Origin of the sequence: Acinetobacter pittii ANC 4050 (assembly GCF_000399685.1) — a bacterium.
Lineage (GTDB): Bacteria > Pseudomonadota > Gammaproteobacteria > Pseudomonadales > Moraxellaceae > Acinetobacter > Acinetobacter pittii_E.
In genome coordinates this window covers 3155250-3169176 of sequence record NZ_KB976987.1, presented here as the reverse complement: position 1 = coordinate 3169176, position 13927 = coordinate 3155250, and the positions used below count along the sequence as shown (strand labels likewise).

The 13927-nt window shown below is 40.0% G+C and carries 13 protein-coding genes and 1 pseudogene; 9 read left to right on the top strand and 5 right to left on the bottom strand.

Translation table 11 applies throughout. The features are described 5' to 3' along the window. Positions 1–115 precede the first annotated feature (115 nt). Positions 116–1330, bottom strand: coding sequence for a nicotinate phosphoribosyltransferase (gene pncB, locus F931_RS18620; RefSeq protein WP_016142712.1), 1215 nt, complete (start codon positions 1328–1330; stop codon positions 116–118). Positions 1331–1498: 168 nt separating this feature from the next. Here pncB and dtd point away from each other — a divergent pair, with 168 nt between their 5' ends. Beyond that, positions 1499–1942, top strand: a complete 444-nt coding sequence (gene dtd, locus F931_RS18615; protein ID WP_016142711.1) for a D-aminoacyl-tRNA deacylase — start codon at positions 1499–1501, stop codon at positions 1940–1942. A 45-nt stretch (positions 1943–1987) separates the two neighbouring features. Here dtd and F931_RS18610 read toward each other — a convergent pair whose 3' ends face one another. The 3 genes from F931_RS18610 to serB form a co-directional block, all read right to left on the bottom strand. Further along, positions 1988–2467 (bottom strand): SCP-2 sterol transfer family protein, encoded by a 480-nt coding sequence (locus F931_RS18610; protein WP_025470417.1) that lies wholly within the window; start codon positions 2465–2467, stop codon positions 1988–1990. Between the two features lie 252 nt (positions 2468–2719). Beyond that, positions 2720–3055, bottom strand: coding sequence for a ciprofloxacin tolerance protein AciT (aciT, locus tag F931_RS18605; RefSeq protein ID WP_002119105.1), 336 nt, complete (start codon positions 3053–3055; stop codon positions 2720–2722). A 409-nt stretch (positions 3056–3464) separates the two neighbouring features. Next, positions 3465–4688 (bottom strand): phosphoserine phosphatase SerB, encoded by a 1224-nt coding sequence (gene serB, locus F931_RS18600; RefSeq protein ID WP_016142709.1) that lies wholly within the window; start codon positions 4686–4688, stop codon positions 3465–3467. Positions 4689–4747: 59 nt separating this feature from the next. Here serB and F931_RS18595 point away from each other — a divergent pair, with 59 nt between their 5' ends. From F931_RS18595 to glmS, 8 genes are all read left to right on the top strand, one after another. Then, complete coding sequence (locus tag F931_RS18595; protein WP_080649539.1) at positions 4748–6055, top strand: hypothetical protein; 1308 nt, start codon at positions 4748–4750, stop codon at positions 6053–6055. Between the two features lie 241 nt (positions 6056–6296). After that, positions 6297–7418: a bifunctional 3,4-dihydroxy-2-butanone-4-phosphate synthase/GTP cyclohydrolase II gene (gene ribBA, locus F931_RS18590; RefSeq protein WP_016142707.1), complete on the top strand. Its 1122-nt coding sequence runs from the start codon at positions 6297–6299 to the stop codon at positions 7416–7418. Between the two features lie 11 nt (positions 7419–7429). Continuing rightward, on the top strand, positions 7430–7900 hold the full coding sequence (ribE, locus tag F931_RS18585) for a 6,7-dimethyl-8-ribityllumazine synthase (protein ID WP_002119264.1): 471 nt from the start codon (positions 7430–7432) through the stop codon (positions 7898–7900). Between the two features lie 3 nt (positions 7901–7903). Beyond that, positions 7904–8353 carry a transcription antitermination factor NusB gene (nusB, locus tag F931_RS18580; protein ID WP_016142706.1) on the top strand — a complete coding sequence of 150 codons (450 nt, stop codon included), beginning with the start codon at positions 7904–7906 and terminating at the stop codon, positions 8351–8353. Positions 8354–8369: 16 nt separating this feature from the next. Further along, positions 8370–9287, top strand: coding sequence for a thiamine-phosphate kinase (gene thiL / locus F931_RS18575; RefSeq protein ID WP_016142705.1), 918 nt, complete (start codon positions 8370–8372; stop codon positions 9285–9287). Continuing rightward, a complete protein-coding gene (gene pgpA / locus F931_RS18570; protein WP_016142704.1) occupies positions 9265–9780 on the top strand; it encodes a phosphatidylglycerophosphatase A family protein in 516 nt (171 codons plus the stop codon). Before thiL ends, pgpA begins: the two co-directional genes overlap by 23 nt. A 16-nt stretch (positions 9781–9796) precedes the next feature. Beyond that, on the top strand, positions 9797–11161 hold the full coding sequence (glmU, locus tag F931_RS18565; protein WP_016142703.1) for a bifunctional UDP-N-acetylglucosamine diphosphorylase/glucosamine-1-phosphate N-acetyltransferase GlmU: 1365 nt from the start codon (positions 9797–9799) through the stop codon (positions 11159–11161). 12 nt (positions 11162–11173) lie between these two features. After that, a complete protein-coding gene (glmS, locus tag F931_RS18560; protein WP_016142702.1) occupies positions 11174–13012 on the top strand; it encodes a glutamine--fructose-6-phosphate transaminase (isomerizing) in 1839 nt (612 codons plus the stop codon). Between the two features lie 236 nt (positions 13013–13248). Here the strand turns inward: glmS and F931_RS18555 are convergent. Continuing rightward, positions 13249–13543: pseudogene (locus F931_RS18555) on the bottom strand (hypothetical protein). Between the last annotated feature and the right edge of the window lie 384 nt (positions 13544–13927).

Sequence of the window (13927 nt, the reverse complement as noted above, 5' to 3'; positions counted from 1 at the left end):
CATATTAGCATAAGCATATATCTAACAAACTCTGATTTTCTGCTACGCTTTAGCAGAAAATCAGATATCAGCATTCTCACTTTTAAAAATAAAAAATAGCGAGACTACTTTTTACTTAAACCACTTCTTCAAGTTCTTCGATTTCAAAAACCTGACGTAAATAGGCTAAGAACGTATCATTATCAGTCATGGTCTTACCCGGACTATCAGAGATTTTCGCAACCGACTGACCATTACATTCAACAAGTTTCAACACAATATTGAGCGGCTTTTGTCCCATATCATTGGTTAGGTTAGTTCCGATACCGAAACTCACCTGAAAACGATCTTTAAAGTATTGATGCAGTTCCCATGCCTTTGGCAAATTAAGACCATCACTAAAGGTCAGCATTTTGGTTTTGGTATCAATTTTTAATTTACGGTAGTGCGCATAAGCTTTATCACCCCATTCATATGGGTCACCACTGTCATGACGTAAACCATCAAATAGCTTTGCAAAATACAGGTCAAAATCACGTAAAAAGGCGTCCATCCCCACCACATCAGTTAGGGCAATTCCTAAATCTCCACGATACTCTTGTACCCATGTTTCTAAAGCAGCTTTTTGGAAATCACGTAAGCGGACATCAAGCGCCTGAAACGCTTGTAGGAATTCATGAGCCATGGTCCCAATTGGGGTAATGTTAAGCTCTTTAGCCAGTAATACATTACTTGTACCACGAAACACATTTGGTACAGTTTTATGAAAAGCTGCCACGACATGTTTTTGCCATGCAAAGCTATAACGACGACGCGTACCAAAATCAGAAACTAAAAACGGTGGGTCATTCGGCTGTTGAGACTTTTCATATTGCTGAATCAATTCGAGTTTTGCTTGTAAACGGCGTTCGCCTTCCGCCCAAACTTGATCTGTTTTGATACGGCTAAAATATAATTCGTTTACAATGGCCAGAACGAAAATCTCGAACATCATGGCTTGGACCATTGGTCCTTCAATATGAATATCTAATCGGCCTTCGGCGTCAATACTTGCCTGAATAAAACGTCGTTTGAGTTGGAATAATTCTAAATAATCGACAAAGTCGCTTTTAATAAATCGTAATTTTCGTAAATATTGTAGCTCGTCTTCTTTATATTTGAGATTACATAAATGGTCGAGTTGCTCGTTTAAGTCATCCAAAATATCCACTAACGGATAGACTGTATCTTCTAAGTTTCTGCAACGAAAATGATAGACACTATGTGTTTGCGGGAATTTATGCAAAACCACTTGTAGCATCGTAAATTTGTACAAGTCTGTATCTAGTAAAGAATGGATAATTGGAGACATAGTCAATGATTATTCGCTTGCTTCTTAGCATTAAAGCATATTTTTATGGATGAATTGCGAGGTTTTATACCATTGTTGCAGTTCCATGAAATTTCCTTTTAAAAATCATTTAATTTAAATTCTGCTAAACTACATTAATTCAATTAATTATAGAAATTTGCTTTAACTATGCGCGCTTTAATACAACGAGTTCTTGAAGCCAAAGTGGTCGTAGACGGTGAAACTACAGGCGAAATACAACACGGCCTACTGGTGTTTTTAGGCATTGGCCGAGATGATACTTTGGCTGTTGGCCAAAAGCTTATTGATAAGATTTTGAAATATCGAATCTTTGATGATGAGCAAGGCAAAATGGGCTGGAATGTATCTCAAGCAAATGGTGGAATCCTGCTCGTGTCACAATTTACCTTGATGGCACAAACACAAAAGGGTTTACGTCCAGACTTTGGCCCAGCAATGCCACCTAGCGACGCAAAAGCGTTATATGAGCAATTGGTTGAATATGCGCATTCTCAATTTGAAAAAGTTCAAACTGGAATATTTGCTGCTGACATGAAAGTACATTTAATAAATGATGGTCCAGTGACATTCAATCTGGAAGTTGAAGCATAAATATAAAAAAACTCCCCAAAACGGGAGTTTTTTTATAGCTGGATATTAGCGACCAGTTTTTTCTTTAATGAAAGCACGCGCCTGACGTACTTTATCTTTTACTGGTTTTGGTAACTTAGGTGGAATGAGCTTAGCAACTTGGTTAAACCATACCAATAAGCTGAAGTCACCTTCCATTTTAATACTGCCTTCTTGCATACCCGTCATAAATGCTGTTGGGTCACCTTTGATCAAAGTTTTTACACCTTGCTCACTGTCTGCAAATTGCAAAATAAAATCAGCTTTTTCAGGTGCACCTGCAACCGTGTCGATCTGGCCATTATTAATAATGATCTGACGTGCAACACCTAAATCTGTACCGATCTGAATACGGAAAGCACGGTCATGAATCAGTTCAATAAACTTAGGGCTAGTACGCGCCAACTGCTTCATACGCAGCACTAAACCTGCTACCAATAAATCTAACGGGTCTGTACTGACATCAACGAGAGGTAACTTGACTACAGGTATAGAAGAAAGTTTCATGAACATTCACGCCTATTGTATTTTTATGAAAACTTTAGAGCAAAACTTAGCAAGGCCATACCATTGCTTATGTTTTATGCCTCAATTGATAATTTTTTAGCTGGCAACGCAATCTAGATGAAACGTCAACAGACACATCTATCGTAGCATAACTGGCTATTTTTTAATAAATGCTTTGTATAATAAAAATCACGTTTCGTAAATGAAAAAGGCATGCTGTGCATGCCTTTTTACCTTTAGATAACAATTTAATTATCGGCTAGAACATTGCTGCTGATCATCTTCATATACTGGCGTGTGTTCTATATATTGGCGATTTGCCAAAGCCTTTTGTGCTTGTTTATCCTCACGTAACAAAATAAATGTAACCATTACCATCGCTAGACTTAGTGCAGTTAAATAACTATATGTGACTGGCATCTCAAAAGTGACTTGAACTCCAAAACGGACCACTTCCAATAGCCCCCAAAAGAACATCCCTGCAAGCATAAAACCAAGCCAACGACGGTAAGGAGAAAAGAAAACAGCAACAAGCGCGACAGCAATTAAGCTGAATCCGGCGATAGCGGCAAAATTCGCTGTTACCATAGAAACCTCCGTCTTAATGAAAACGTCTAAAAACATTCGGTCTTTAATACCCGACCTCATTCCAAAAACAACTTTAATTCATGATTTGTGTTGAAGCTTAGGATGCATTATGTATGTTTTTTTTTAGAAAAAAAGACCCGTTTTTTCTTAATGCGACATATTTTGTCGCAACATTCTTTTGTCATTACATTTTTGTAAAATTCAAAAAGTTCGATTCCCTATATGGCATCAATTCTGGCGTGTCATTACAAAAAAATATGCTGTTTTTAAGGATCAAAATAAGTTTTTTTCAGTTTTTTTTATTGCCTTTTTTCTGTGCAAAATTCTGTCATAACTTGCTTGTTTTTATGACTATTCTGCATAAAAAAAGCGCTACTCTGAAGTAGCGCTTAAAGCTTATCCATATAGGTTAAGCACGATTTAAATCTTTGTCATGCATACCGAGTAAATAAAGAACACCATCTAAACCAACACTTGAGATCGCTTGATTTGCATTTTGACGTACTAATGGTTTTGCACGATAAGCAACGCCTAGGCCCGCAATAGCAAGCATTGGCAAGTCGTTTGCGCCATCGCCTACTGCCATCGCTTGCTCTAGAGAAATACCCATTTTATTCGCAAGCTCGCGTAATAGCTCAGCTTTACGGGCACCATCAACAATCGCACCTTTCACTTCACCTGTTACGAAACCGTCTTGCACATCTAAGATATTGGCATGAACTTCATCAATACCCAGTTTGCCTTGTAAATATTCAGCAAAATACTGGAATCCACCTGATAAAATTGCCGTTTTATACCCAAGTGCTTTTAAAGTCGAGATCAGGCGTTCTGCACCTTCGGTAATGGTTAAACGCTCTGCAATTTTAGGTAAAACAGCGGCATCAAGACCTTTTAATAATGCGACACGTGCGCGGAAACTTTGCTGAAAATCAAGCTCACCTTGCATCGCTCTTTCAGTAATTTCAGCAACTTGAGCGCCTACCCCTGCTTCAATCGCCAACTCATCAATCACTTCTTGCTCAATTAAGGTTGAGTCCATATCGAAACACACTAAACGGCGATTGCGTCGATAAGCGTTGTCTTCTTGAACAGCAACATCAATATTTAATTCGCTTGAAAGAAGTAAACATGCAGCACGCATAGCTTGTGCATCTAAAGTTGGGCCGCTACTTAAACCAAACTGTACACATGCACGGCGTGGGAATGCGTTATCCTTTTCAAAGTCGACACGACCTGATAAACGCGTTACCGTTTCGATATTAAAGCCTTGGCTAGACACAATTTGTGTAACCGCTTGTAAATGTGCAGCAGTGAGTTCTGGGGCTAAAGCCGTGACGATATAACGAGTACGGCCGCCTTCGCTTACCCATTGATCGTATTCTGCGCCCGTGATTGGTTTAAAGCGCACTGTTAAGCCAATATCATGTGCTAAAATCAGAATCTCTTTCATTGCCAATGCGGTCGCAGTTTCATTATCAGAAGCGACCACAATGCCTAATGTAAGTTGATTATGAATAACAGCCTGACCTACATCCAGTATTTGCAATGAATGTACGGATAGTACTTGCATTAATCGGGTAAACTGGTTTGGTTGGTCCGGTCCTAAAAAGGATATAAGAATGATTTCTCGCATGAATTGACTCTAGTCTGAGTGACAACTATTGTAAGAATCATAATCGAATTTCAATATAATTGCCTTGGAAGTTTAACTTGATTGCGCCTAGACAAGGGCTATTTGCTAGCCTACTGATCGTTAGTTTTGCATTGCATACCTTTTTATTGGTCATTGCAACGACACACCAGCTTAATGAAAACCGTGCGAGTCAAGGTCAGCTCATGACCAGTCAGCTCGTTGCAGACAGCTTATCTGAGCTTGAACCTGCCAATACGGTGTCTTTAGCTCTGATTGCCAATCGCTATGCGACCAATCCAAGTGTTGCGTCTATTCGCATTCTTGATGCTAACAAACAGGTTCTAGCAACGAGCGGAATTTCAAAAACCCGCCAAGGCGAGATTTTTGCTCGTGATGCCCTTCAAAATGAAAAGAAAGTAGGGTCTATCGAAGTTACGTTGATCCAGCCAAGTATTGGAGAAATTCTTCGCACACAATGGCTTGCAATTTTAGCTTCACTATTTTTGCATGTTTTATTATGGCTTGCCTATCGCGCGATTGCTCGTCCAACCCGTAGCGAATATTTGGCACGTATTAATGAAGAAAACCGCTTGAAACATGAAATTCAGCAGTTAACTCAAGCATTGGCTCTAGAAAAGCAAAATACGGTAACCTTGGTTGCACAAGCACAGCAACAGGCAAAAGCTAAACCAAAGGTTCGCCCACAAACTGAAAAAACTTCAGATTCAGTTGATCAACATACTTTGGCACTCAATATCCAGTTTTATGACCCTAAACAGTTATTAAGCAGTGTTAACCAATCTGTTTCTGTACCGTACTTTAAACTTTGTCAGCTCTTTTTAAACAAGAGTATTGAGTTGTGCATTAAGCATTACCAATTGAAGCTAACCGATATTGAAGTGGTAGACGAGTTTAATGCCGACGGTGCGACGCTTGCGATTTCAACGTCGCATACGCATGCCGTAGAGTGTCTGCTCATGATTGGAACTGTCTTCCAACTACTCTCTGACGTTTTATATAAACGTTACCGCGAAGATAAACGCTTTGCGCTGCAAACTCGTAGTGCAATGTGTAACGCTGTAGAAGCCATGCAAATTGATGCAAAAGAAGCTGCTCAACGTTTAGCACAGCATCTTCATGCCAAAGAGTCGGCTTTATATCTTGAGAATGAACAGCTCAAGGCGATTCAAGACAGCTATCAACTTGTTGCAATGCCAAACCCAAGTAATGTGATGACACGTCATGCATTTATGATCAATGGTATGAATGCAGAGTGTGCTGAACTTGCTCAAAATATCCGGACTGAAATTTTAATGGGTAAAAAATCAATCCCACAAAATGACAGTCCAAGCAGTGCAGCTTCATAAAAAGTAACTAAGCGCATCGGAACCTAGCCTTTTGGCTAGGTTTTTTTTATTTAAATTCATAGCTTTTATTTAAAACCCCTCCTTTTTCTTATGATTTATTTGTATAAATAAATCTCGATCTATTCTTAAGTGTCACAAATTTGGATAAATCAGAATCATAGGCAAAATTATCTAAACAGCGTAAACTATGCAAAATTTATTAAATAGAAATTGTCTTACGACAAAAAAAAGGTGAAAGCGAATGCCGCTGAGTCGTGTTGAAGATCTTGTCGCCGATATTCGTGCAGGCAAAATGGTTATCTTGATGGATGACGAAGATCGCGAAAATGAAGGTGATCTTGTCATTGCAGCAACGCATGTTCGTCCTGAAGATATTAACTTCATGATTACTCATGCACGTGGTCTAGTTTGTCTAACGTTAAGTCGTGAGCGCTGTAAACAGTTAAACCTTCCTTTGATGGTTGACCAAAACGGTGCCCAACACAGCACTAACTTTACGTTATCAATCGAAGCCGCTGAAGGTATTACAACAGGTATTTCAGCAGCAGAGCGTGCACATACAATTCAAACTGCTGTCGCAGCGCATGCAAAACCAACTGATATCGTACAACCGGGCCATATTTTCCCATTAATGGCACAACCAGGCGGTGTTTTACATCGTGCAGGTCATACCGAAGCAGGTTGTGATTTAACGCGTTTAGCAGGTCTTGAACCGGCTTCTGTCATTTGTGAAATCATTAATGAAGATGGCACAATGGCTCGCCGTGCAGATTTAGAAATTTTTGCTGAGAAGCATGGCTTAAAAATTGGTACAATTGCGGACTTGATTCACTACCGCATGACCAATGAGCAAACGGTTGAACGTCTGGATCAAAAGACCATTCAAACAGAATATGGTTCATTTGAACTCTATCGTTATCGTGAGATTGGTAACCCGGACATTCATTTGGCTTTAGTCAAAGGCGAGCCAAAAGAAGGTGTTACAACAGTACGTGTACATGGTTTCAGTCCAATTCGCGATTTACTTAAGCTGAATAAAGCTGATGGTGAACCTGCGTGGAATCTAGACCGTGCACTACAGACGATTGCAGCGAGTGATCGCGGTGTTTTAGTCTGGATCGGACAAGATCATTTGCAAGACTTGGGACCAGCGTTGGATGATTTAAATAAGCCAAAACCGGTGAAATCCAATGCAGCACTTTCACATCAATATCAAACTATTGGTGTCGGTGCTCAAATTTTGCGTGATTTAGGTGTTGAAAAAATGAAGCTTCTTAGCTCACCATTACGTTTCAATGCTTTATCTGGCTTTAATTTAGAAGTAGTGGAATATGTCACTGCTGATCAAATCACAACGAAATAATCGAGGTTGCTATGGCAATTCGCCGTATTGAAGGTTTATTACATCTCGCAAGCGAAGGTCGTTATGCGATTTTAGTGGGTCGTTTCAACAGCTTTGTTGTTGAACACTTATTGGATGGTGCAATCGACACATTAAAACGTCATGGTGTAAATGAAGATAACATTACTGTTATTCATGCTCCTGGCGCATGGGAACTCCCGATTGTTGCTAAAAAATTAGCTACATCAAACCAGTTTGATGCAATCATCGCACTTGGCGCAGTGATTCGTGGTAGCACACCACACTTTGACTTCGTTGCTGGTGAATGTGCAAAAGGTTTAGGTGTAGTCGCGTTAGAAAGCAGCTTGCCTGTCATCAATGGTGTATTAACTACTGATAGCATCGAGCAAGCCATCGAACGTTCAGGTACAAAAGCAGGAAACAAAGGTAGCGAAGCTGCGTTAACTGCTATTGAAATGGTTAATTTATTAAAGGCAATTTAAAGCATGTCTCAAACACTGCAAGCCGCTTATGCAGCAAAGCGTAAAGCACGTCGTTTTGCTGTACAAGGTATTTATGAGTGGCAAATGAGTCACAACCCTGTACATGAAATCGAAGCACGTACCCGTGCGGAAAATGCAATGCACAAGGTAGACTTAAACTACTATCACGAACTGCTAACACAAGTGATTGCACAGCACGAAGAACTTGATGCATTACTTGTTCCGGTTCTTGACCGTGAACTTAGTGCACTTGATGGTGTAGAGCTAGCGACATTACGCTTAGGTGCTTACGAGTTACGTGATCATTTAGAAGTACCTTATCGTGTCGTTCTAGATGAAGCTATTGAACTCGCTAAACACTTTGGTGGAGCAGATAGCCATAAATATATTAATGGCGTTCTAGATCGTTTAAGTTCAACACTACGTAGTGCTGAAAAACAACAAGCAAACTAACAGGTTTGAAGTTGATATGGCTGAGTTTTCTATTATTGACCAGTACTTTAACAGACACTCTTATACAGATGTCACCTTAGGTATTGGAGATGACTCAGCCTTAATTACCCCTCCCGCAAACCAACAATTGGTGATCTGTGCAGATACACTCGTTGCTGGACGTCACTTCCCTCTTGATACTTCTGCCCATGCGATTGGCTGGAAAAGTGTGGCTGTCAATCTTTCAGATATTGCAGCAATGGGGGCAAAACCGCATAGTATTTTACTAGCGTTAAGTCTTCCTACTATTGACCATGAATGGCTTGAAGGATTCAGTCAGGGAATTTATGACTGCTGTAATCAATTTGGGGTTGCTCTTATTGGTGGAGATACGACGCAAGGTCCTCATCTCACCATTACCGTCACAGCCATGGGCTGGGTTGAAACTGGACAAGCTGTGTTACGTTCCGGTGCCAAAGTCGGTGACTATGTTTGTGTGAGCGGTCAAGTGGGTGATGCCGCGTATGGTTTACAGCACCTAGGTCATCCATTACAAAAAAGATTGGACTACCCAACTCCACGCTGTCAGCTTGGACAGCAGTTGAAGGGATTAGCTTCAAGTATGATTGATATTTCGGATGGATTAGCCCAAGATTTAGGTCATATTTTAAAAGCGTCAAAGGTCGGTGCCCGATTATTTTTAGAAAAATTACCGATTGATTCAACACTACAAGAACTACCGGAACAGCAGCGTTGGCAATATGCACTCGCTGGTGGCGATGACTACGAATTATGTTTTACAATAACACCGCAAAATTATGAAAAACTTTTGCAAAAACAACTAGACATTAAGATTACAATGATCGGAGAGATCGTTGAAAAAACACAACTAACTTTTGAGCATTTGGGTTCAGATTACCCATTGCAAATTCATGGATACCAACACTTTGCATAAGCCACCGATTCATTTTAAGGACATGTCTTGGTTCAACCGCTGCATCGTTTTCTGTGGAGTTGGTTTCGGATCTGGTCTCGCACCTAAAGCTCCCGGTACTTTTGGCTCTGCCTTTGCCCTACTCTTCGTTCCAATCTGGTTATCGCTTGGCTTTCACTTAAGCTTGATCGCTATCCTCATCATGTCATTGGTCGGGATTTATATCTGTGGTCAAACTGCAAAAGTGATAGACGTACACGATGATGGTCGAATTGTGTGGGACGAATTTGCAGGTCAATCTATTACCTTTCTTCCTCTGCTTTATTTACAACAAATGAATTGGATGTGGGTGATTGGGGGATTTATATTATTTCGGATTTTCGATGTTTGGAAACCTTGGCCTATACGCGTTATTGATCGTCAAGTGCATGGTGGTTTTGGTATTATGCTTGACGATATTATTGCCGGTGTATGGGCTGCTCTTTGTACACTAATTATTATCCATTTGAGTTAAATCATTAGAGTTATTCATGTCAACTACCGTCATTATTCTTGCTGCAGGCAAAGGAACGCGTATGCGTTCTCAGCTTCCTAAAGTGCTACAACCTTTAGCGGGTCGCCCACTCTTAGGACATGTCATTCAAACAGCAAAAAAAATATTCGCAGAAAATATTATTACGATTTATGGGCATGGTGGTGACCACGTCAAACAAACTTTTTCACAAGAAAATATTGAATGGGTTGAACAAGCAGAACAATTAGGTACAGGTCATGCCGTACAAATGACCTTACCCGTACTTCCTAAAGACGGTATTTCATTAATTCTTTATGGTGATGTGCCTTTAGTACGTCAAACAACGCTCGAGCAACTTGTTGAAGTATCAAGTAAAACGGGTATTGGCATGATTACTTTACATGTCGACAACCCAACAGGCTATGGTCGTATTGTTCGTCAAGAAGGCAAGATTCAAGCGATTGTTGAGCATAAAGATGCAACAGAAGCTCAGCGCCAGATTCAAGAAATCAACACAGGTATTTACTGTGTTAGCAATGCAAAACTTCATGAGTGGTTGCCTAAACTTTCAAATGAAAATGCGCAAGGCGAATATTACCTAACCGATATCGTGGCAATGGCTGTTGCAGATGGACTAGAAATCGCATCTATTCAACCAGAACTCGCATTTGAAGTTGAAGGTGTCAATGACCGTTTGCAACTGGCTGCACTTGAACGTGAGTTTCAACAACAGCAAGCAAAAGAGCTTATGCAACAAGGCGTAACTTTTGCCGACCCTGCACGTTTTGACTTACGCGGTACTGTGAAAGTTGGACATGACGTTCGTATTGACGTCAATGTGGTTATTGAAGGCGACTGCGAGCTTGGTGATTTTGTCGAAATCGGCGCTGGTTGTATTTTAAAGAACACCAAAATTGCAGCAGGCACTAAAGTTCAGGCTTATAGCATTTTTGATAGTGCGGTTGTCGGTGAAAATGCTCAAATTGGACCATTTGCACGCTTACGCCCAGGCGCTAAATTGGCAAATGAAGTACATATTGGCAATTTTGTGGAAGTTAAAAACACAACAATTGGATTGGGTAGTAAAGCTAACCATTTCACCTATTTAGGTGATGCAGAAATCGGTGCTGAATCAAACATTGGGGCAGGTACGATTACTTGTAATTATGACGGTGCAAATAAACACAAAACCACTATTGGCGATGCCGTTTTTATCGGTTCTAATAGCTCGCTGGTTGCTCCGGTGACCATTGGGAATGGCGCTACAGTTGGTGCGGGTTCTGTGATTACGAAAGATGTAGCCGAACAAAGTCTCTCCTTTGAACGTGCGCAACAAATTTCAAAAGCAAATTATCAACGTCCCCAAAAGGTTAAAAAATAAGAGGATTGAAGTATGTGTGGTATCGTCGGAGGCGTTGCAGAACGTTGTGTAACCGAGATTTTAATTGAAGGTTTAAAACGTCTTGAATACCGTGGTTATGATTCTGCGGGTGTTGCTTTATTAAATAATCAACAAATTTTACGTGAGCGCCGTGTAGGTAAAGTCATCAACCTTGCAGATGCTGTTGCTGAACACCAGCTTACAGGGGCGATCGGGATTGCACATACACGTTGGGCAACGCACGGTAAACCAACTGAAAATAATGCTCACCCGCATATGTCTGGTAAGGTTGCTGTTGTACATAACGGTATTATTGAAAACTATCAAGAATTAAAAGATGACCTTCAAGCTTTAGGTTATGTTTTTACTTCTCAAACAGATACTGAAGTTGTTGCCCACTTAGTTGCTGAAGCACTAAAAAGCACAGATAGCCTTTTAGAAGCTGTCGAAACTGTTGTACCGCAGCTTAAAGGTGCCTATGCGTTAGGTATTATCCATAGCGACTATCCAGATGAACTGATTACTGTACGTGAAGGTTCACCTTTAGTGATTGGTGTAGGTATTGGTGAAAACTTTATTAGTTCAGACCAATTAGCCCTTTTACCAGTGACTAACCGCTTTATGTACCTAGAAGAAGGTGATATTGCACGTCTTACTCGTACTTCAATTGAAGTATTTGCAAATGGCGAGCGCGTTGAACGTCCAGTGCGAGAGCTTGATGCAACCGTAAGTAGTGCATCAAAAGGTGAATACAAACACTACATGCTCAAAGAAATTTATGAGCAACCAGAAGCAATCAAGCAAACGATTTCTCAAGCGCTTGATGGCAATAGCTTACGTGATGATTTCTTGAAAAATGCTGATGCAGATTTCAATAAAATTCAAAGCGTACAAATTATTGCATGTGGTACAAGTTACCATTCAGGAATGATTGCGAAATATTGGTTTGAACAACTCATTGGCGTGCCTTGCCAAGTTGAAATTGCGAGTGAATTCCGCTATCGCACCCCTGTAATTGTTGAAAATACACTTTATATTTGTATTTCACAGTCAGGTGAAACTGCCGATACTTTAGCGGCACTACGTGAAACTCAAAAGCGTGCGAAAGCAAACAATATCGATATTCAGACTTTGACTATCTGTAACGTTGCAACGTCTTCAATGGTTCGTGAAACTGATCATCACTTATTGACTCTTGCTGGTCCTGAAATTGGTGTTGCTTCAACTAAAGCGTTCACGACTCAGCTCGCTGCGCTTATGTTGTTAATCTTGAAAATTGGTCAAGTGAAACAACGTATTAGCCCTGCTCTGCTTGAAGAAATTACACGTGAGTTATGGCACAGCCCGAAAGTTATTCTTGATACGCTTAAACATGATCCAGAAATTTTGCGTTTGTCTGAATTATTCGTTGAAAAAAATCACTGCTTATTCTTAGGCCGTGGTACGAATTATCCAATCGCATTGGAAGGCGCATTAAAGCTAAAAGAAATTTCATATATTCATGCAGAAGGCTATGCAGCTGGTGAGTTAAAACACGGCCCATTAGCACTTGTTGATAATGAAATGCCGATCGTAATTCTTGCTCCAAATGATGAAATGCTTGATAAGCTAAAATCAAATATGGAAGAAGTTCAGGCACGTGGTGGTGAGTTATTTGTTTTCGCTGACGAAAATAGCGGAATCAGTGGAAAAGACCGTCAACACGTTGTGCATATTCCAGCAGTAAACGAATGGCTTGCACCAATCGTTTATAGCGTACCAGTTCAGTTGTTGTCTTATCACGTTGCTGTTTTACGTGGTACAGACGTTGACCAGCCACGTAACTTGGCGAAGTCAGTAACTGTAGAGTAATTCAAAAAAGATCATTATTAAGGCATCTTTTGCTTTAATAACTGATTGATTAAGCCCGATATGTATAACTGCATATCGGGCTTTTTTATTGCCTTCATACCGCTACACAGAAGCTTTCCCACGAAAGAAAAACCAGTTTGATAGCAAAGCCCCTCTAGGACCCTATGTCACAATGGACTTTTACTTTTGCGCTGATTTAAAGTTTGAGAGATGATTGCGACACAGAGATAAAGGAGCTAAGCGAACTTAGCCCATTTCATTTTTGTCACAGCGTCGAATGATGCTGAGCATGTTAGTGGCAAAGTCCTGTGGGAGATCAGGACTTTGCAAACTGGTGTGTTTTAAACGTTGTACGGTTTGAGGTGAATACACCTGTTCTAGCTGTTGGCAAATACAATCGCAACTGGCTTGCATGTGTTCACCTGACAAACAAATTCTTTTAAATTCCTGCTGAGCATTGGTGTCATCATTTGTAATACCGTAAGCACCGACCACAAGGTTTAAAAACAATATAAATTTATGAAGTTTCATATTATTCTCATGATTATTTATATCTTTAAATAAAACAAAAATATTATTCAAATAAATATTAAAATAATTTTTTAAATAATAATTAATCCTCCCATACAAACAGGAAAATAAAATAATTAAGATTTTAAAATAAAGATAATTTATAAATTTAAAAAATCAGGTAGTAAAAACCCAAATTTTAAATAAATAAAATAGTTAAATGAGAGAGAAAATGAGTTTGAATAATGGCATGGCCAACTCCTTAAAAATGGAGTCCTACCACCAAATTACCGCGAAATAATTTATGGTGGTAGAACGAAAGAGGGTTAGCAGACTGACCTAGCGACCAGCACGCGCGAACGCGTCCCCCTTCCGCCCTACCATAGAGAAAAAGGGGGCACAAAG